This window comes from Shewanella sairae (assembly GCF_023283535.1).
GTDB classification, from domain to species: domain Bacteria; phylum Pseudomonadota; class Gammaproteobacteria; order Enterobacterales; family Shewanellaceae; genus Shewanella; species Shewanella sairae.
In genome coordinates this window covers 21121-41618 of the sequence record NZ_JAKILT010000052.1, presented here as the reverse complement: position 1 = coordinate 41618, position 20498 = coordinate 21121, and the positions used below count along the sequence as shown (strand labels likewise).

The window sequence follows — 20498 nt, the reverse complement described above, 5'->3', positions numbered from 1 at the left end:
ACGTAGTCATAGGATGTTCTCAGAATGGGATTTGTTCTGAGATTATCTAAACGTTGCCCCTCAAGGAATCCGTCTTATATTGATCGCTTACGCTGAAAGTACTCCCCTGCTAATGGATTTGCTTATTTCGGTTAAACGAAAACATCAAGGTTAACAGTGCAAGCACTTAAACTACTGAAATAGAAAACACACTAAAATTCGTCTCATTGTATGGCTACATTAAAACGATATAGGCTCCAAAAAATATCCAGGAAATAACTAATAAAAACCATGGTAAAGGGTTACTTGTCGCACGTGTACCATTAACTATATCTTCTAGTGGCAAAGCATTTTCTTCATTGTTTTTTTGTTTGATTGATTGCTTTTTTGCTTTACTCGCAGCTCTAGCTTTAGCTTTTTGTTGTTTTTTATACAGTTCTATCCCGTTTTGTATTCCTTTCGCTATTAACTTAGTCTGCTCTTTGTCTTGACCAGGCTTTTGAGTTGCACGAGCGATCTGTGTGGCTTCATCAACTGTTTTCTGTGATGGCTTTTGAGCTACTTTCTTAACCATTTGAAATTATTCTCATTACTTACATGAACCACCAAATTATACAGTAATAACAACCATTGGTAAGCTGTGCACAAGTAGACTCTTAATAAGTTTATATAAATAACCCTACAACGCGTCAGAACGGAGAGTTAAAAGTCGAGACGACCTTTTCTCTAAAGCCTCCTAACATCTCAAGCGATGAGCACTTATCTCTAGAATCTTTTTGATTTTGAAGTGACGTTGAAAAGCTTTGCTTCGAGCCTTCCATTTGTGGGAAATCGAAACTAAATGTATTCCTTTCTAGGGTAAAATTATCTCTTTTTATTGTTTCTGCTTTAGACTCATCAATTGAGAAAACACTATCACCAAACTCTCTAAATACTACTGGAACATCTGGTATTTCTTCAGCTAGACGGTTCGCAAACTCAACCAATTTAGGTTCGGCAAAGGTGTAAAGCCAAGCATCTTGGTTTTTAGTCTTGTTTATCCGTAAAATCCTACCTAAAACCTGCCTAAAATAGAGCTCTGTTTTAACTCTACTTAGGTGACAGCACACTTGTAAACGTGGAATATCAGTACCTTCACTAATCATCCCTACACTGACAATCCAATTGATATTACTGCTTCGAAACTCATTGATTTTGTTAGAAGGTTGATCTTCTTTATACGTAACTATTTCAGCGGTTTGAGCATATTCAGTCTTGAGTATATTCAAGATGTAAGCGGCGTGTTCTAACGATGATGCCACGATAAGTCCTGCCGCATTGGGGTTATGTTGTTTAATACTTTGGAGTCTGCGTGTAGCCAAAGTTAAAACGTGTCTAATTGCTTCACTATTTTTGATAACAGCCTGATACTGAATAGAAGAGCCTTTAAATAACTCATCCAAACAATTGAAAATCTTAGTCTGATTGTCTTCGTTAATAACAGATAATTTCGCATTATCAATCAACACAATTTTTGGATTTCGGCATACACCATCTGCTACCGCTTGTCTCAAGCCGTAAACATAATCACATTGAATTTGTTTTTCGGGATCAATATATCGAGACAAGACAATAGGAGCTTGATCTGAACGCCATGGAGTACCAGTTAATGCTAGAGTGTATTCAGCCTGATTCTGAATATTAAGTAAGATCTCCTCTCCCCAAGCATTTGCATCCTCAAGAGTGCTTCCTGCACAGTGATGGATCTCGTCAAAAACAACCAATACGCGGTTTTGTTTTAGTAACAACCAGAAGTCATCTTTGAAAGACAATAAACTTTGATATGTGTAGGAACAACCCACCGCACCAATTACGCCATCAAAGCGGCAGCCAAGACGTTTAAGAAAAGTATGCTTTATTCCTTGCGATATATTTACTGAAGGTGAAAAACAAAGCACGAAATCAACAAGATCTAGCTCAAGTAACTGAGCTGCTACCTCAGCTGCCATAATCGTTTTTCCTGCGCCAGGTGTAGCAAGGCAAAGGAAATGCCTATGTTTTGCATGATAGTGCTCTAGAGCTCGATTGACGCACTCTAGTTGCCATTGTCTTAGGTGCATACTGGTTACTTTAGTTGATAGGCGAGAACAGATTTAATCGCTTTGATTTGCCCAAGTAGTTTCGTGCTATTTTCACGCGCTTGTAAATACATGGATTCAAGGTGAATCTTCATTTCTGGGAAAGATTCATATAGACGCATATATTCTTCTGACTCGCCAATGCTTGTAAGAAGGTCGATTTCAGTTTCTTTAAGACGCTCTTCAAGTCGCTGGACTCCAAAACTGGTATTAGTAGTCATTAGGCCTAGAGGCTTCGACTTACTTTGAATTATAAAGTTTGCTTTAAAAAATAACTCAGACTTCTGGTACGTAACACCTTTGGAGTTTTTAGTTCCATTTTTTAGTAACACCCCTTTCTTAACAAGCCTAAGAATTTGTCTATACACATACTTACGAGCCTCGATGAAATCTTGAGCCACTGAAGAGCTTGCTAAATATGCATCCCGTAGTTGTGTCACATGGAAATTGTCAAAATTCTCATCCTGGAGAATATCATTTAACTGGGCGTTCATTTTTATGGATGGATTCGACATTACTCTCTCACAAGGGACTGCTAATAAGGCTCGTAGAGCTTCACTATAAAGATACGGATTATAATCCGTGGCTTTATAAGCCGCAACTTTGGATAGTCTTTCTCTTTAACGAGATTAAATATGAAAGACTTAGCAATCCAATTTGGTCTTAAATTGCGTGAAAAACGCAAGGAACTTGGGATTTCTCAGGATAAATTGGCATTACTAGCTGAGATAGATCGCAGCTATGCAGGGCGAATTGAACGTGGAGAAGTGAACATAACACTAGAGAAAGCCTATCAATTAGCTGAAGTGTTAGGCTGTGAAGTTAGAGATTTGCTTCCTTGATACCAATAAAAACGAAATTGCAGGCAGATTAAGAGGAGCTCTTAACTATCTAAAAGTATGGAAATGGGACAATTGAATTTGGTTTTCGTGAGCAATTACTCCGATTTCGTCATGTCTAAACTATACATAGTTTTAATTATCTGTGATTATAAATCCACACGTGACGGAAAAGTCACATCTTTTTCTTAACTAAGACTGCGATTAATGGAAATCAGCCCTGACAAGATCTGGAACCCAAAGGAGTGGGAGGCACACGCAAATGAGCTTTTGCGTGAGCGGTACCGTGCAGTATCTGGCTATGTCCCAATACCTGATTTACATGAAGGAGACGGCGGGATAGAAGGCTTCTCACTTGATGGTAATGCCTACCAAATGTACTGTCCTGAAAATGCTTCTACTCTCAACAAGCTTTACGAAGATCAGCGCGACAAAATGACTGCTGATATCAAAAAGTTCATCTCCAATAAAGATAAGATGATAGCTTTTTTCGGTAATACCAAAATAAAGCGTTGGATACTTGTTGTCCCAAACCATCAAACGAGAAAGATTGTTGCCCACGCGACCAAGAAAACACAAGAAGTCATAGATGCCAACCTTCCCTATGTTGACAGCGACGATTTCAGAGTACTAGTGTGGGATAGGAGCGAGTTCAGAAAGGAAGAAACTAGCTTGTTATCATCTGGAGTGGCAATTCTTAAACTATCTTCTATCGAAGTCTCTGAAATGGATGTCACAGGCTACTCAGGAGAGTCTGCCGAGTTCATTAACAACATGGACAGAAAACTGTCTAAACTTACGAAAAACCCAGAGCGGGTGAAGCGTGGTAAAGAGAGACTCATCAAAAGTGTAATAATCAGCCAAAATATGCTCAGCGAATTGAAACAAGATTATGGCGAGATATATGAACAAATCACAAGTACTACAGCTGCGAGAGCTGCACAACTTGATCTTGAAGTTTTTGACGCTGCCCCTGAAACACAAAGCCTCAGATATCAAACGGAAACACTAGTTAGCCAGTTACAAAACAAATGTAGCTTGCATGATGACAATATAGAAGAAATATCAAGAGGTGCTATTTCTGATTGGTTGATGAACTGCACACTGGATTTTGACTAATGGATATTTTTGACTCAATACCCAAGAAAGGGCTTAAGTTCAATCACCGAGGAACTCCCTTAGATCCCGAACTTAGACCACTTTGGCGAATCTCATTATTAATTCTTATTTTAAGTAATCTATGCGCAGGCGGCAAAGCAAACTCGAAGAAAATACAAGCTTTATACTCTTTAGTATCTTCTGAAAAGAAGCGAAAAGCATATCCTGGAGACGGCGAAAACGCACATCAAAACGCATCTATCAATATCAGGTTTGACCCTCTTGTTGATAGGGCTGTAGATATGGGAGTTGGTTACGGCTTCTTTGAGCTTGATGAATCAAAGAGAATATGTCTGACTCAGAAAGGAAAAAACTTCGGGAAGAAAATCCAAGCAGACTCTAACTTATTCATTATTGAAAATAACTATATGAAAAATTTCCAAAAGAGTCATTTCACAGAGCAAGCAATCACTAGTCTTATTGCTGGAGACCTACTATGAGTAAGTTAAAAATCGAGCAGCTTTCGATTAGAACCAGTACTAACGATGGCGTGTATGGTGTCGATATCCCATTCGATGATGGACTCAACATCATTCATGCTGAAAATACGCATGGTAAATCAACTTGTATTCAATCATTAATCTTTGCTCTTGGTCTTGAAGGCTGCTTAGGACCATCAAGAAAAGTGCCGTTAAAAACAGCATTAACGACTCAACTTCGAAAAGCCAACGGTTCAATGGCAACAATATTCGAATCAAAGATCTTTTTACAATTAAGCAACGGTAGCGAGAGGATTACAGTCTTAAGAAGTAGCATGGTTGAAAAAGCAAAGCTGGTTTCTGTTTATCGCTCTTCAACTATCAAAGAAGTTCTGGAAGAAAAGTGCACATCTAAGGACTACTTCCTCCGTGATGAAGGCTCTGCAACAAGGGAAAGAGGATTCCACTGTTTCTTAGTTGACTTCATTGGTATTACTTTGCCCAAGGTTATGAAATTCAGCGGTTCCGAAAGTTCTCTTTATCTAGAATCAGCTTTCTCAATCAACTACGTAGAGCAGACTCGTGGTTGGGGGGGAATATTGAACATTCTCCCAACTTATTTAGGGATTAAAGACCTGTCAGCTCGAATTATCGAACATACACTGGATCTAGAAGTACAAAAGCACACCAAAAGAAAACAAGCCCTTCACCAGAAAAAGAAAGACGCTGAACGGATTTGGAATGTAGCGGTTGAAAACCTGATATCCACAGCCAAGAGTTGCAATGGTTTTGTATCGAATGAACTTGACGATAAAATAAGTAAGTCTTCACATGTTACTAATGGCAGTTACTTATATGTGCACAACGACAACGAGCAAAACTCCTACAAAGATCGAATTGAACACCTAAAATTCGAGCTACAGCTTTTAAAAGCTAGAACATCACATAACAAGGTTGATGAAAAGAAAGTAGCCGTACTCGAAGAGCAACTTAGCCAGTATACGCAGCTACTCGCTGAACAAGAAAAAGCCATTACATTCTTAATCTCTGACCTGAACACATCAGAAAAATACACATCTTCAATTGAGCTCAGAATCAATGATGTAAAAGACAGCTTGAGGAAATATAAAGACCTTGTAAGGCTTGAATCTATAGGCTCGGAAGAAGAGTTTCAAACAGATCTGAACAAGTGCCCTACATGTCATACCTATATTGAAGATTCACTTCTTTCTCATATCCAAAGCGAACATACCAAGATCTTAGGCCTTAGTGACAATATTAAGTACCTAGAAAAGCAGAAAGAAGCATTTGACGCATTGTTATCTGGCGAAAAAAAGAACACCACCCTAAAACAAATGAGACTTGCTGAAGCTAGAGGGAAACTCGGTGAAACTAGGCAACTCATACGTGCAATAAAAGATAGCTTAGTTGACACGCAAGCTGCACCGTCTCGAATAGATATCAAGCGAGAACTCATTGCCGAGAACGAGATAGAAAAGCTTGAGTCCGCTCTTCAGGATGAACTTAGAATCAAAGATAAATTAACTGTTGCGCTTTGTGATTGGCTCACAGCAGACTCTGCATTAGCGGCCATACCTCACTCAGGGTTCAGTACCAATGATTGGAAGAAGTTGAAAACCTTGAAATATAGCTTTGTGGAAAACTTAGATGAGTTTGGCTACAGTAGTAACTCTTTGAGCGATTTTGAGATATCTCATACCAGTTACAAACCAACGTTAAACGATATTGACATCAATTCTGAAGCATCTGCTAGTGATAACATTCGTGTAATTTGGTCTTATTTATATTCAGTTCTGACCCTCGACGTAAAAAGCTCACTCCCAACCAATCACCTAGGTTTATTGATCATGGATGAACCAAGACAACAAGAAGCGAAAAATGAAAGCTTTAGTACGTTTATTTCTAAAGCCGCAAGCGTCAAAAACATGCAAAAACAAATCATTATTGGCACTAGTGAGAAATACTCTGACTTACTCGATACTATTGAGAGAAAACCTGTCAATCTGATGCATTTTGACTCTGATATAATCAAGAAATTGAGCTAAATAATTCACAGTTGCAAGTTATAACATAACATCAAGTTAAGCAGTACAATCGTTAATTAGGTGAACCATGACAACTGAAAAGAAATCAAACATACTAGTAATTTAAAACTAAGACTCTAGAGTAAGCAGAAATGGTTGATGTGAAACAACCATTTCTGCATGAGTCTAAGCTCTACCGTTAGCGCAAAGAAACAAAGAAATATCCTAGTACGAGAGAAAGTTACTCACACAATCAATACTGATGCTCTGAGCTACGCGAATTTTCCATACTAAAAATACATCATGGCTAGTTAATAAAGGGGCTAATGCAAATTCCGTTGATGTGCTTTTCATACAAGTCCTAGCCTTGCTCCTCTACAAAATATTGCTTACAAGGTATTGAATTTTATTTAATACTTGATATTATACCTGCGGTTTATGGGCAGATTTTGGATCGCGCTTCGCGATCAGTGAAAAAAATGTCCGAATGGATTGCCTTTGAAGGTATCATATTATCGGATGCCTTTATAACTTCTTGTCAAGTTTGCGTAGGAGTGCCCATAAACCACTTTCTTAGGTGGTATTATATGCAAAAACTACAGCTATTAAAAAAAACTAAAACCAAACCAGACTTGGCTCATCTGTTAGGTATCAAACCTTCAGCACTTACATATTGTCTGTATATAGTTAAGACCGAAAATCAATATTCACAATTTAAAGTCCCCAAGAAAAATGGTGGCGAGAGAATTATAAACGCTCCTACTGCCGCATTAAAATCTATTCAATCTTCACTATCTAATTTGCTGCTTGACTGCCTGGATGAAATAAACGCTGAAAAGTTTCCAAGCTCTGAAATAGTTAAGGAAAAAGCAAAAAACTCCAAAGTTCTGAAAGTTAAGTGCTCCAACGCAAAAACGAAACAACCATCACTTTCGCATGGATTTGAAAGAAAGCGCTCTATCATAACAAATGCGATGATGCACTTAGGTAAAAAGCATGTACTTAATATAGACTTGGAAGATTTTTTCGGGAGTTTTAACTTCGGTCGCGTTAGAGGCTTTTTCATTAAAAATAAGCACTTTGAGCTAAGTCCTGAAATTGCTACCGTAATAGCTAAAATAGCATGCCATAAGAATGAGCTCCCTCAAGGTAGTCCTTGCTCTCCAGTTATCACTAATCTAATAGTCCATTCTTTAGATATAAAGCTTGCAAGATTAGCATCCAATAATTCATGTATATATACAAGGTATGCAGATGATATAACGTTCTCAACTCGGAACAGGGAGCTGCCAGTTGCTTTAGCTAGCGAACGTGATGGTGAGTTTATTTTAAGCAAAAAACTGCGTTCTGAAATACGAAGATCTGGATTCCTCATAAACGATAAAAAAACTAGAAATCAATACAAAGACTCAAGACAAGACGTTACTGGATTAATTGTAAACAAGAAGCCCAATACGAAAAAGGAATACTGGAGAACGGTTCGAGCTCAATGTAATTCCTTGTTTAAAACTGGAGGATTTACAGAACTAGTTAACGGTGAAGTTGTTAAAGGGAATGCCAATGTTCTTGAAGGTAAACTCAACTTTATAGATCAGGTTGATCACTATAACAGATTACGTCAATCTCCTCCCCTTAACCCTAAGTACAACACAAAAAAAGAAGCTATAAAAAATAATCAAGCTAAACTAAGGCGTTATTTACATAGTGGAAGAGAAGACACATTTAGTAAGTATTTATTTTACAGCTTATTCTATGGGAATGAATTACCAACGATTCTGACCGAAGGTAAAACCGATAATGTATATCTAAAATCAGCTGTACATATGCTAGCAAAATCTTTTCCTAAATTAGCCTCAGAAAAGACTGCTACTTCACGATACGAGTTACTGTTACGTTTTGTAGAGTATACGGAAAGAACTAGGTATTTACTGGAGCTCTATGGCGGTACTGATTACTTAAAAGACTTTATTATTAACTACAGACAGCACTTTAAGTTCTATAAAGCTCCTAAACCCAAAAAGCCTGTAATCATTCTTGTAGATAATGATGTAGGCCCCAAAAATTTAATCAATTATGTAAATCATATTGAGGGAAAGAGTATTTTCCCAAGCTCCGCAAAAGATATACGAGCTTCAGATTTTGTGCATATTTTCCACAATGTTTATCTAGTTCTAACACCACTAGGTAAGGAAAATTCGGAGACAGATATTGAGTATTTCTTTAGTGATGCTGACAGGCTTAGAAAGTACAATGGAAAGTGTTTCAACACTGTTTCAAAACGAGACCCTGATAGCGATTTAAGTAAAGATTCATTCGCTACACATGTTGTGCATGCTAATAAAAAAGATTTAGATTTCTCTAGATTTAAAGGAATATTCGATCGCATGGTTAAAGTTATAGAGCACTATGACTCTATAAAATAAACCACACTTAAAGTTTACACGGCCAATATCAAGCCCTATTTTCTCAAAAGATATAGGGCTTAATTTAAGATAAATAACGTTCATATCACCTAATAGTAAATACTCATCCCCTCCAAGCTGTAGATATCCCCCTACCTTATGAAACTACTAATACCCAACGGCTTACACAGCCTATAAGGCTCGAAGCAAAAACCTAACTACATTATCTAAACATCAAATATTAAAGGATACTCAAGTGCTAATTTTGTAAAGAATAACTAGCAACTTTCAAGTGGTAAATGGAGCCTTCTCAGGACAAAAAACAATGTTTTTTACAGAAACAACAATTTTTGTAAAGCATAGAAAATAAACTACAGTTCAATTTCCTTATATTTCGGGGCATATAAGCTCAATCACCAAGTTCATGCTCCATCTTTTCCGTATATAATGTCGCAAGAGCAAACGAAGTTGATTGCCCAAGGCATTGAAAAAGGCATCGCTGAATACAAGAAATTACAAAAAGGTAAGGCCAGATAACGTGATAAGGCGCGTAAGCAAGAAAGTAGAGCCAAAGCTCGTGAAGCTAACATTGCAGGTCAAGATCACAGCAACATTGAAGATCGCGCCACCAGCCCTTATCTGCCATGGGGATTACTCACCCTGAGCTGGATAGGCTTTATCGCTTATATTGTGTTCTCAAAGTAAGCCTCTCTTCACCTCTTCTTGCTACAAAACCTGTCATAAACAAGCACTAAAATAATTATCATCACTTTATTTTTAGTGCTTTCATAACCCTTTCTTTATTTAGTATTTAAAAATACAGCTAAAACTGATATAAAATTAAGCCTAAATTAATAATAAAATACATGATGAGAAATCCATTCATATTTTGTCATAAGTTGTCTTATCTCATTCATTGATGCCCTCATCACTATTCACATTAACTAACTATACTTAGCTTAATCAAAAAGTATCGATTAGCCGGAGCACACAGTCATGACTGAGCAATGTCCCCCAAAAGAAAACGTTAGCAGCAAGAAAGATGAGCTAAAAGCATTGGGCTTTATCATCTTCATTCTATTTCCAGCATTAGCCGCCACATTCGTTAGCGTATACGGCTTAATTATCTGGATCTCGCTTACATTTAGTGGCGTTGCGTCTCACTAATTTTCAATTACATTTTTAAATTTATTACGAGGATGCCGTTATGAGATGGTTACTTAACATCTGGCGCACACTGACTAAACCAGCTAAATACCTAACCTTAGGAAGTATCAGTATTTCTGCCTTTCTAATGGGCATTATCTTCTGGGGTGGTTTTAACACTGCACTTGAAGCGACGAACACAGAAGAGTTCTGTATCAGCTGTCACAGTATGGAAAGTACACCATACAAAGAGCTACAACAGACAGTGCATTTTTCAAATCACTCAGGCGTTCGTGCAACCTGTCCAGACTGTCACGTACCACATAACTATGGCCGTAAGATTGCCCGTAAGTTAGAAGCGTCTCACGATGTATACGGCTGGTTGTTCAACACTGTAAGTACCCCAGAGAAGTTTGAAGATAAGCGTCTTGAAATGGCAAGCCGTGAGTGGAAACGTTTTGACCGTGATAAGTCTGCAGCATGTAAAAACTGTCACCAGTACGATTCAATGAAGTGGGACAGCATGTCTAAGCTTGCTGTTAAGCAGATGAAACGCGCTGCAGAATTAGATCAAAGCTGTGTTGATTGCCACAAAGGTATTGCGCACAAACTACCAGAAATGGGTACCGCTCGTGCTCCTGAGTTAATCGCAGAAGTGGGCCGTGGTGTTAGCGGTGTTCAAGTTGGTCAAACTTACTTCTCAGCATTGACTAAGCCGTTATTCTTCAATGAGAAAACTGACGTTGAAGCCGGTACATTGAACATTGCAACTAAGGTGAAAATCTTAGAAGTGAAAGGTAACCGCGCCAAGATTGGTATCGATGGCTGGAGAAAGAAAATCGGTGCAGGCCGCGTGATCTACTACGACTTTGGCTTAAACATTCTATCTGCTCAGTTAACTAAAGACGCAGCGCTAGAAGAAGGTGTGATTAGAACTTTCGAAGAGAAAGAAGATCCAATGACTGGCCTTAAATGGCAACGTGTTGAAGCGGATATCTGGACTGATACTGACTACTTGCTAACTGATCTGCAGCCACTTTGGGATTACGCTCGTAGCACATACAGCACAGCATGTAGTGTATGTCACACTCAGCCAGCTGAAGCGCATTTTGATGCCAACACATGGCCAGGTATGTTCCAAGGCATGATCGCATTCGTCAACATGGATCAAGATACACAGGCTTTGGTACAAAAGTATTTACAAGAGCATTCATCAACTTTCGATAAGTCAGCTCACTAATAGGACATAGCGTAATGAACAGAAGAGACTTTCTAAAAGGCTTAGTAGGAACATCTTATGTCGTACTTAGCGGATCATCAGTACTTGCGCCACTAAACGCTTTAGCGGCAGCTGGTGCAGATGCATCTGACGGCTGGCTAACCACTGGAGCGCACTTCGGTGCGTTCAAGATGAAGCGCAAGAACGGCGTGATCTCTGAAGTTAAACCTTTCGATACCGATATGTATCCAACAGATATGATCAACGGTATTAAGGGCTTAGTTTACAACCCATCACGCGTTCGTTACCCAATGGTGCGCTTAGACTTTTTATTAAAAGGTCACCAAAGCGATACCACACAACGCGGTGATTTTCGCTTTGTTCGTGTGACTTGGGATAAGGCGCTACGCCTATTTAAAGATTCACTTGATGAAGTGCAAACTAAGTATGGTCCATCAGGCCTACACGCAGGGCAAACAGGTTGGCGCGCAACGGGTCAGTTGCACTCAAGCACCAGCCATATGCAACGCGCAGTAGGCATGCACGGTAACTTCGTTAAGAAGATTGGTGACTATTCAACAGGTGCAGGGCAAACGATTTTGCCTTACATCTTAGGTTCTACAGAAGTTTACGCTCAAGGTACTTCTTGGTCGTTAATTCTGGAGCATTCTAAAACCATCATTTTATGGTCGAATGATCCGTACAAGAACCTACAAGTCGGCTGGAACGCTGAAACACATGAGTCTTACGCTTACCTTGCTCAGTTAAAAGAGAAAGTAGCCAAAGGCGAAATTCGTGTGATCAGTATTGACCCTGTCGTCACGAAAACACAGCAATACCTAGGTTGTGAGCAACTTTACATTAATCCGCAAAGCGACGTAGCGCTAATGCTAGGTATTGCTCACGAAATGGTAGAAAAGAACCTTCATGACACTAAGTTCATTGAAGGTTACAGCTTAGGCTTCGACAAGTTCTTACCTTACATTAAAGGCCAAACTGACGGTGTTGAGAAAACACCTGAATGGGCAGCAGAGATCACTGGTGTTTCAGCAGAAATCATCCGTGACCTTGCTAAGGTAATGACTAAAGATCGCACACAGATGTTGATGGGCTGGTGTATTCAACGTCAGCAACACGGTGAGCAGCCTTACTGGATGGCAGCGGTACTTGCAACCATGATTGGTCAAATCGGCCTACCAGGCGGCGGTATTAGCTATGGTCACCACTACTCAAGTATTGGTGTGCCGTCTTCAGGTGCTGCGGCGCCAGGTGCGTTCCCACGTAACCTTGATGAAGGCCAGAAGCCTATTTTTGATAGCAATGATTTTAAAGGCGCAAGCAACACAATTCCTGTTGCGCGTTGGATTGACTCAATCCTTGAGCCTGGTAAAACCATTGACTCAAACGGCTCTAAAGTCACGTATCCAGACATTAAGATGATGGTGTTCTCAGGTAACAACCCATGGAACCATCACCAAGATCGTAACCGCATGAAGAAAGCGTTCCACAAGCTTGAGTGCATCGTATCGATCGATATGAACTGGACGGCAACTTGTCGTTTCTCAGACATCGTACTGCCTGCATGTACCACGTTTGAACGTAACGATATCGACATCTATGGCGCATATGCAAACCGTGGTTTGCTTGCAATGCAGAAGATGGTTGAGCCGTTATTTGAAAGTCTTTCAGACTTCGAGATCTTCACTCGCTTTGCTGCATTACTGGGTAAAGAGAAAGAATACACTCGTGGCATGACGGAACATGACTGGTTAGTGAAGCTATACAACGATTGTAAAGCTGCCAACGCCGGCAAATTTGAAATGCCTGAGTTCGAAGAATTCTGGAAAGAAGGTTACGTATACTTTGGTGAAGGTAAGCCTTGGGTGCGTCACGCGGCATTTAGAGATGATCCAGAGATCAACCCACTAGGTACGCCTTCTGGATTGATTGAGATCTTCAGCCGTAAGATTGCTCAATATGAATACGATGACTGCCCAGGCCACCCAACTTGGATGGAAAAAGCAGAGCGTAGCCATGGCGGTCCAGGTTCAGACAAGCACCCAATTTGGATGCAGTCTTGCCACCCAGACAAGCGTCTGCATTCACAAATGTGTGAATCGCAGGAGTTCCGCGAAACTTACACTGTTAACGGTCGCGAGCCTGTATACCTAAACCCTGAAGATGCCAAACAACGTGGCATTAAGTCAGGTGATATTGTACGTGTGTTCAACGAGCGCGGACAATTACTAGCAGGTGCTGTGGTATCGGAGAAATTCCCTCGCGGCGTTATCCGTATCGAAGAAGGTGCTTGGTATGGCCCTGTGGGTGAAGACGGTAGCAAAGAAGGCGGCGCAAAAATTGGTGCTATCTGTAGTTATGGTGATCCAAACACCCTAACGCTAGATATTGGTACCTCTAAACTTGCACAAGCTTGTTCTGCTTATACTTGTCTTGTTGACTACGAAAAGTATCAAGGTAAAGTACCTGCAGTTAGTTCATTTAGCGGCCCGGTTGAGATTGCATTATGATGAAAGATGCTGTGAACACAAAGTCAGTAGAGATCAACCCAGTTGATCAGGTTAGAAGCACTATTTATCAATTACTTTCGTCACTATTTGCGAAAGAGGTTGATCATAAAACACTGCACGATTTAACCAGCGAGCAAGCCCAGCAGTTTTGGGCGCAGCTGAGCAGTGAAAGTGAGTTTAAAGCCGATGTAAACACCTTAGTCGCCGAGCTAGCAACGCTTAAGACGGATAAGGCATTACTGGAACTTGCCGCCGATTATTGCGGTCTGTTCTTAGTCGGCACTAAACACAGTGCATCGCCTTATGCCAGCTTGTACTTAACTGACAAGCCAGCTAAAAAAGGCGATGAACCGCTACTCTTTGGTGAACAGCATCAGCAGATGACTCAGTTTTTAAAACAGAGTCAACTGCAAGTACAAAGTGAGTTTCCAGAGCCTGCAGACCACCTAGCGGTGATCTTGGCTTACGTTGCTCACCTGTGTACTCATAGCACTGCAACGGAGCAGCATGACTTCATTAAAGCTAATTTAGCTAACTGGCTAAATAACTTTGTCGCTAAGGTGACTGAGGTTGATACAGGTAACTTCTATCAAGCTTTAGCACGCCTTACCTACTCTTGGGTGAAGTCTGATGCAGAGTGGCTTGAAAGCGAAAGCCAATAAGCTAGCGCATTAAAAACATCAAATAAAATGCCGCTCATGATAATCATGGGCGGCATTTTTGTTATCTAGAATTTTAGTTCACGATAAGCTTACGGCTTTTATCTACCACTTATTTATGCCATTGTTGAACTCATCTAATACTTTTGGGTCATACCATGAGAAATACAATACACTCAAGATATACCAGCAATTCTGGCTTCACCTTAATTGAACTTGTGGTGGTAATTATCGTACTCGGCATACTGGCGGTTATCGCTGCGCCCAAATTTATTAACCTAAAATCTGACGCTAATGCCGCGGCGATTAAAGGCGCGGTAGGTTCAGTCAAATCAGCTGTATCACTTTTTAAATCAAAAACCCTAACTTCTGGAAGTAGCCTAACCGATCAAGTGACCTTCTCAGAAATCACCGGTAGTCATCATCAACCTTGGGCAGCAACAGCTACCGGAACAAGCTTTAATGCCGGCTATGCTACTCCGCCTGAAATATTTAAAGCTGCAGGACTTGATGTGAATGATTGGCGCTACCGCATTTATGTAGAAAACGGCAGTTACGCGGTTGCTGCTGCACCAAAAAGTATCTTAGATGTAGCCGAGCCAACCATAGTTGAAGTTAGAGCGACAAATTGCTACTTCAACTACCACTGGCAAACAGCCGGCACGCCAGAGATTAGCTTTATAGATACCGGCTGCTAATTTTAAAACGCCCCCTGCTGGCTTCATTGCCCTTAATGACAGTAAAGTTGATAAGCCAGCCACCACTTCCAGCCGACTTAGTCGTTACCCCTGTTGCTCTGCAATCCATGCCTCTAAGGCAGCTAATGAAGCTTGCCATAATTGTTGCAGTGAATCATGTTCTGTCATTTGATAGTCATGTTGGTTAAACCCTGTCTTTTCAAGCGCTTTACAGCGCGCAGCTAAAGCACCCAGCCCCATATTAGCGCTACTGCCTTTTAGCGCGTGTAAGATATGCTCGACATCAGCACCTTGTTGCAATAAACCAGTAAAGTGCACTTCACTGGTTTGTTTAAACAACTCAGCTAACTCTTGCACGGTTTCAAGACCCAGATAACTCAGGTCTTGCTGCAGTTGGGCTTCATCTAATAATTTCGCATTGGAGCTAATTTGGTCTAATGCGATTAAAGGCTGTTTATTAGCTAATGGTTTTTTACTGGCTAAGGGCTCTATGCTGGCTAAGGGCTTTTGATTCGCTAAAGGCCCTATAGAGGCTAAGGGCGTCTCATTAGCCAAAGGCTTTGCCGTGCCCAGCCAGTTTGATAAAGCTTGCATATCCAGCGGCTTCATCAATACCAAATTGAACCCTTTAGCTTGGTAGTGCTGCATATCATCAGCTTGAAGCTGCGCCGTAAATGCAGCGATATCGAGTTTATGGCCAGCCAGTTGGTTAACGGCTTGCAGTTCAGCTAATAGCTCAACTCCAGAGCCATCGCCGAGTTGAATATCCAGCATGATGCCATCGTATTGCTTAGCTGTGTCTGTACGGTACATCTTCCGCGCCGCCTCACAGCTTTTTGCTAACTCAGAGCTATGGCCTAAATGCGCCAAGAAACCTTGAGCAACCATGGCATTAATCTTATTGTCTTCAATTACTAAGATGTTCTTCGACTCAACATGTGTGACTTGTGTTTGCGCTTCTATGTCAGGACCATCACAAATAACTAGTGGCAAACTAAAACCAAAACAACTGCCCCTACCGACTTCACTATTAACCCATACGCCTTCATCGCTTAGGCTTATATCAGAGACCAACCTTTGGTTATTGCAGTAATTACAGGCGTCACTATTCATTAGTTCAACAAGCTGCTTACTGATAGCTAAGCCAAGACCCGTACCACGATCTCGGCCTTTACTTGATTCATTGCTATAAGCTTTAAACAGCTTTTTCATCGCGGTATCGTCAATACCAACTCCGGTATCTTGCACTTTAAATTGCAACTGGTTATCCACCGCTACAACTGTTAGCTCAACCAGACCTTGAGGGGTAAATTTAATCGCATTACCTAATAGATTGAGCAACACCTGCCTAAGCTTGGGGCCATCGATAAACACCCACTTAGGTAAATCAGTGTGAGTGCCGCGTAATGTCAGTCCGGCAAGACCCGCCCCAGCCAACATAATCGCCAGCACTTGATCCAGCAGCTCATTGATGTCGACCGCACGCGGCTCATTGGCGAGCTTGCGCTGCTCTAATCGAGAAAAGTCTAAGATGTCGTTTAATACCGTTTGCAGCAAGGTGCCACTGTATTGCGATAGTGCCAACATCTGTTGCTGCGCAGGGGGTAAGTTAGAGTGTCCGAGTAAAGTCAGCGTGCCTAACAAGCCATTAAGCGGAGTACGGATCTCATGGCTCATAGTTGCCAAAAATAACGACTTAGCTTGGTTAGCTTGCTCAGCCATATCACGCGCTAACTCATGGCCTTTAGATTCTTTATCCAGCTGGATATTGGCTTCGGCAAGCTCTAATGTTCGCGCCTCAACCTTGGCTTCTAGCGCTTGTTTATGCTCATATAATTCTGCTGCAGTTTCTCGCAGCTCAGCCTGTAATTTATGGTTATGGTCAGTCTTTTGCTTAAAAGCTTTAATGGCACTCGCCATCGCCGCAAGCTCATCATCACCTTGGGTATCAATAGTTACTGCAGTATTACCCAAACTCAACTGGGCTAGCGCCTTAGTGGCGGCATCGAGTTTCAAGGCAATGCCTTTATAAATTACTTTATAAACCACCACAAAAATCACTAAGAACATCAAAAAGCCTGTGACCCATAGTCCGGCTTTTGACCAACTCAACTGTTTTAAATACTCATGTCTGGCATTTTCAGCTTCTAGGCGTCGAAACTGCATGGTACTCGCCACCTCATCATTAAGCACATCGAGTTTATCTGTAATTTTTTGTAGCTGTAATTCTTGCGCGCGGTTGAACTGGGTATACTCTTGCTGCAACGCGATACTGTCTGGCAGCTTTTGCAGCACACTAAACTGCTCTAATAGCGATTTAGCCCGGTTAGGATCTCGAATTATCTTGGCTAGACTCGCTAGCGAAGACAAGTAACGGCTTTCAACACCACTCACCGCTTTTTCAAACTTAGCTTGATCATCGATTCCAGTGTTCTGTGGCGCGGCAATTTGCGGCGGGATACTATAAAGCACTTCAGGGGATCGCGTACCAAGATCTCCCAGTAATGAGTAGACTCCCGATTCCAGTTCCGGCGATTGAAACATCTGGCCTATCAAGGCAATATTGTGGACAATTTTTAGCGCACGATTTAGCCGCTCTTGAGTGTCGAGATCTTGCTCAATCAGGGTATCGAGTAGTTGCGCTGTTTTTTCTGCACCAACGGCATCAGGGTAGGCTAAGCTCAACTTCGATAAAATCCCTGAATCAACAATGGCTAACTCAGCTAATAATAACTCGGTACTTTTATTCGCTGCATCAACTAATGCTCGACCTTGTTGCTGCAAATCGCTGCTAACCGCAATACGTTGACCGACCTGCTCTCCTAGCTTTGAAATATCAACAATGATCTCTGATGCACTTTGTTCAAGACTGAAGTCAAAATTGACCTCAAGCGCCTTGAGAATTTTAATCTCACCCAACATGGTGGCGCTTTCAATTGATAGCTTTCGGCCAACAAACTGACGTTGAGATTCGTCCTCGGTCAGCCCCAGCTGTTTGGCATTTTCAGCAAGTGCGCTACTTGATAACGCCAACTGACTTGCCGCCTCTGACGCCGGTAGTGCGCGGTTATATAAATATTTATCCGCCTCTTGCAGGCCACGTAAGCTAATGCTTCCTAGCGTCACCAACAGCAATAACAATGAGCCTAGTAGGCCAAATGCCAGCATAAGTCGGCCAATAAGGCTTTTTCTGGATAGAGTTAATTTGGGCAAAGGAGATTTAGGCAAAAACACTACACTCACTGTTATCTGTTAAGCTGGTACAATATTATACTAATCAGTATAAGAAGTTGATCTGTTCAGGGCGACCAAATCTTTATACTGATTGCGATTAACCCTTTACTCAATCGATTCAAAGAGACCTTATCCATGGTTAACCTGCTGCAGCAACGATTACTACTCGTTTTAGGCTTAAGTCTTTTAAGCCCTTTTGCTTGTGCGCAGCCTGCTGCATCAAGCTGGTCACTTGAACAAAGAACCCCCTATGAAGCAACCCACCAGCAAACAACACCACTCACGTTAGCGCCACTGCAATCAGCCAAACAAGCCTGGCGAATTTGTGTGTTATTGCCACACCTCAAAGACACTTATTGGACCGGAATTAACTATGGCCTTGTACAGCAATCTAAAAAGCTCGGTATTAAGTTAGCCCTGTTTGAAGCAGGCAGCTATTATGGCTTAGATAAGCAGCTCGCTCAGCTTGATAGCTGCATGAAGCAAGATTTTGATGCCATTATTATTGGCAGTGTCAGCCCTAAGCTTTTAGATTATTACTCAGCGCCTATCACCAAACCCATTACCGCTTTAGTCAATCGTCTCAAGCACAATAAGGTCAATACCCGAATTGGTGTTAACTGGTATCAAATGGGCGTAAGCGCGGGTAATTACGTTAAGCAGCAAACTCAACAGCCAACCACCATTGCCCTCTTAACTGGCCCCGACAAGTTGGGTGGCAGCAATTCTGTAGAGCAAGGGCTGATTGATACCGTCAAAGGCAGTAACGTCAGCATTAGCGCAGTACATCATGCTGACAACAACCGTAATCTTTACCGTGATGAGTTAGAAGCCTTACTTGATACGCAAACACCCGATTATATTTTAGGTAGCGCTGTCGCAGTTGAAGCGGCCGTCAGCATACTCAGGCAATATCAGCTAACAGATAAAATTAAACTGATTAGCAGTTATCTTTCACCTGCGGTGTTACGTGGCATTTATCGCGGTAAAGTCGCCTTTAGTAACGACGACCAAGTGGTGCTGCAAGGAAAGCTCGCAATTGATATAAGCGTTAGAGAGCTTGAAGGAGCTAAACCCTTTGGCGATATTGGGCCTGAGATCCAAAGTCTTTATCCCAATCACATCAACAAAAATGTGCTAAAAACCAGCTTACCGCCAGCAGACTATTACCCTATTTATCGGGTTAATGAGAGTTAGCTGCGCTTATAAATTAATCTTTGACCTTAGCGGCAAATAAGTAACCTTCACCGTGCACTGTCACAAATAACTCTGCAGATAACTTGTTGCGTAGCCTACGAATAATAACGTCAATAGTGCGGTCATTAACATCTTGATTTCGATGGCTTGTTTGCATCATCAAGCGCTCACGCGATAATACTTGTTGTGGATGCAATGAAAACGCAGTTAACAGTTCAAACTCGGCTTTTGTCAGCTTTATTTGTTCATCTTTGTGGGTTAATTGGCGACTATTAAGCTCTAATACGTAATCGTTAAACGCGATAATATTGTCGTTGGGATCGTCTTGCTCAGCGCTATCGGCAACGGCCTTTTTCACTAAAGACATACGCCACAGTAAGTTCTTCACCCGTACCAGTAACTCACGTAATTCAAACGGTTTGGTCACGTAGTCATCAGCGCCCATTTCTAAACCAACGATCTTATCGATGGTTTCATCACGACCTGTGACTAAAATAATACCAACATGGCTGCGGCTTCGTAGCTCACGAGCTAAGCTCAAACCATCTACTCCTGGTAAATTGATATCAAGCATGACTAAGTCGATATGCTGGCGGTCAAATTCGGCCCACATTTGGTCACCATCTTGAGCTTCGAGCACTTCATAGCCCTCTTTCTCAAAATAACCTTTTAACCTAGCTCTAATGACGGCTTCATCATCAACAACCAGTACCCGGTATGCCATATATCACCTCAACCTAAACCACTTTTATCGACAAAAGCGTCCGCAAAATTGCGCCACATAATATACACAAGTTAGCGCGTAAAGCGAGCAGTTGAAATGTTTACGACTAAAATCCAAAAATACTCAGCCACAAA

General features: G+C 41.3%; 16 protein-coding genes and 1 pseudogene. 12 read left to right on the top strand and 5 right to left on the bottom strand.

What is annotated here, in order from left to right; translation table 11 throughout:
• Positions 1-214: 214 nt before the first annotated feature.
• The 3 genes from L2748_RS18360 to L2748_RS18350 all read right to left on the bottom strand — a co-directional run bounded on the left by L2748_RS18360 (position 215) and on the right by L2748_RS18350 (position 2611).
• A complete protein-coding gene (locus L2748_RS18360) occupies positions 215-553 on the bottom strand; it encodes a DUF2956 family protein (RefSeq protein ID WP_248957724.1) in 339 nt (112 codons plus the stop codon).
• Between the two features lie 115 nt (positions 554-668).
• The gene (locus L2748_RS18355) at positions 669-2078 is read right to left on the bottom strand and encodes a DEAD/DEAH box helicase (RefSeq protein WP_220783290.1); all 1410 of its coding nucleotides are present in this window, start codon (positions 2076-2078) and stop codon (positions 669-671) included.
• Between the two features lie 5 nt (positions 2079-2083).
• Entirely contained in the window at positions 2084-2611 is a 528-nt protein-coding gene (locus L2748_RS18350; protein WP_220783291.1) for a response regulator, read from the bottom strand.
• 120 nt (positions 2612-2731) lie between these two features.
• On the opposite strand from L2748_RS18350, the gene L2748_RS18345 reads away from it, so the two are divergent.
• From L2748_RS18345 to L2748_RS18295, 11 genes and pseudogenes are all read left to right on the top strand, one after another.
• Positions 2732-2938 (top strand): helix-turn-helix domain-containing protein, encoded by a 207-nt coding sequence (locus L2748_RS18345; protein WP_220783292.1) that lies wholly within the window; start codon positions 2732-2734, stop codon positions 2936-2938.
• A gap of 204 nt (positions 2939-3142) precedes the next feature.
• The gene (locus L2748_RS18340; RefSeq protein WP_220783293.1) at positions 3143-4054 is read left to right on the top strand and encodes a hypothetical protein; all 912 of its coding nucleotides are present in this window, start codon (positions 3143-3145) and stop codon (positions 4052-4054) included.
• On the top strand, positions 4054-4533 hold the full coding sequence (locus L2748_RS18335; RefSeq protein WP_220783294.1) for a hypothetical protein: 480 nt from the start codon (positions 4054-4056) through the stop codon (positions 4531-4533). The genes L2748_RS18340 and L2748_RS18335 overlap by 1 nt, the downstream gene beginning before the upstream one ends.
• Positions 4530-6578 (top strand): coiled-coil domain-containing protein, encoded by a 2049-nt coding sequence (locus tag L2748_RS18330; protein ID WP_220783295.1) that lies wholly within the window; start codon positions 4530-4532, stop codon positions 6576-6578. Before L2748_RS18335 ends, L2748_RS18330 begins: the two co-directional genes overlap by 4 nt.
• Positions 6579-7144: 566 nt before the next feature.
• Positions 7145-8980, top strand: coding sequence for a retron Ec67 family RNA-directed DNA polymerase/endonuclease (locus L2748_RS18325; RefSeq protein WP_220781936.1), 1836 nt, complete (start codon positions 7145-7147; stop codon positions 8978-8980).
• Between the two features lie 429 nt (positions 8981-9409).
• Positions 9410-9664: pseudogene (locus tag L2748_RS18320) on the top strand (DUF2956 family protein); the annotation flags it as partial.
• A 291-nt stretch (positions 9665-9955) separates the two neighbouring features.
• On the top strand, positions 9956-10126 hold the full coding sequence (locus tag L2748_RS18315) for a periplasmic nitrate reductase, NapE protein (RefSeq protein ID WP_220781937.1): 171 nt from the start codon (positions 9956-9958) through the stop codon (positions 10124-10126).
• A 40-nt stretch (positions 10127-10166) separates the two neighbouring features.
• Entirely contained in the window at positions 10167-11345 is a 1179-nt protein-coding gene (gene torC, locus L2748_RS18310; protein WP_220781938.1) for a pentaheme c-type cytochrome TorC, read from the top strand.
• Positions 11346-11359: 14 nt separating this feature from the next.
• Complete coding sequence (gene torA / locus L2748_RS18305; RefSeq protein WP_220781939.1) at positions 11360-13852, top strand: trimethylamine-N-oxide reductase TorA; 2493 nt, start codon at positions 11360-11362, stop codon at positions 13850-13852.
• A complete protein-coding gene (gene torD, locus L2748_RS18300) occupies positions 13849-14514 on the top strand; it encodes a molecular chaperone TorD (RefSeq protein WP_220781940.1) in 666 nt (221 codons plus the stop codon). Before torA ends, torD begins: the two co-directional genes overlap by 4 nt.
• 155 nt (positions 14515-14669) lie before the next feature.
• Positions 14670-15209, top strand: a complete 540-nt coding sequence (locus L2748_RS18295; protein WP_220781941.1) for a type II secretion system protein — start codon at positions 14670-14672, stop codon at positions 15207-15209.
• A gap of 84 nt (positions 15210-15293) precedes the next feature.
• Here the strand turns inward: L2748_RS18295 and torS are convergent, their stop codons facing one another.
• Positions 15294-18377: a TMAO reductase system sensor histidine kinase/response regulator TorS gene (gene torS / locus L2748_RS18290; RefSeq protein WP_246616189.1), complete on the bottom strand. Its 3084-nt coding sequence runs from the start codon at positions 18375-18377 to the stop codon at positions 15294-15296.
• Between the two features lie 201 nt (positions 18378-18578).
• Between torS and torT the strand changes: the two genes are divergently transcribed.
• Positions 18579-19640: a TMAO reductase system periplasmic protein TorT gene (torT, locus tag L2748_RS18285; protein WP_220781942.1), complete on the top strand. Its 1062-nt coding sequence runs from the start codon at positions 18579-18581 to the stop codon at positions 19638-19640.
• 13 nt (positions 19641-19653) lie between these two features.
• Here the strand turns inward: torT and torR are convergent, their stop codons facing one another.
• On the bottom strand, positions 19654-20364 hold the full coding sequence (gene torR / locus L2748_RS18280; RefSeq protein ID WP_220781943.1) for a two-component system response regulator TorR: 711 nt from the start codon (positions 20362-20364) through the stop codon (positions 19654-19656).
• Positions 20365-20498: the final 134 nt, after the last annotated feature.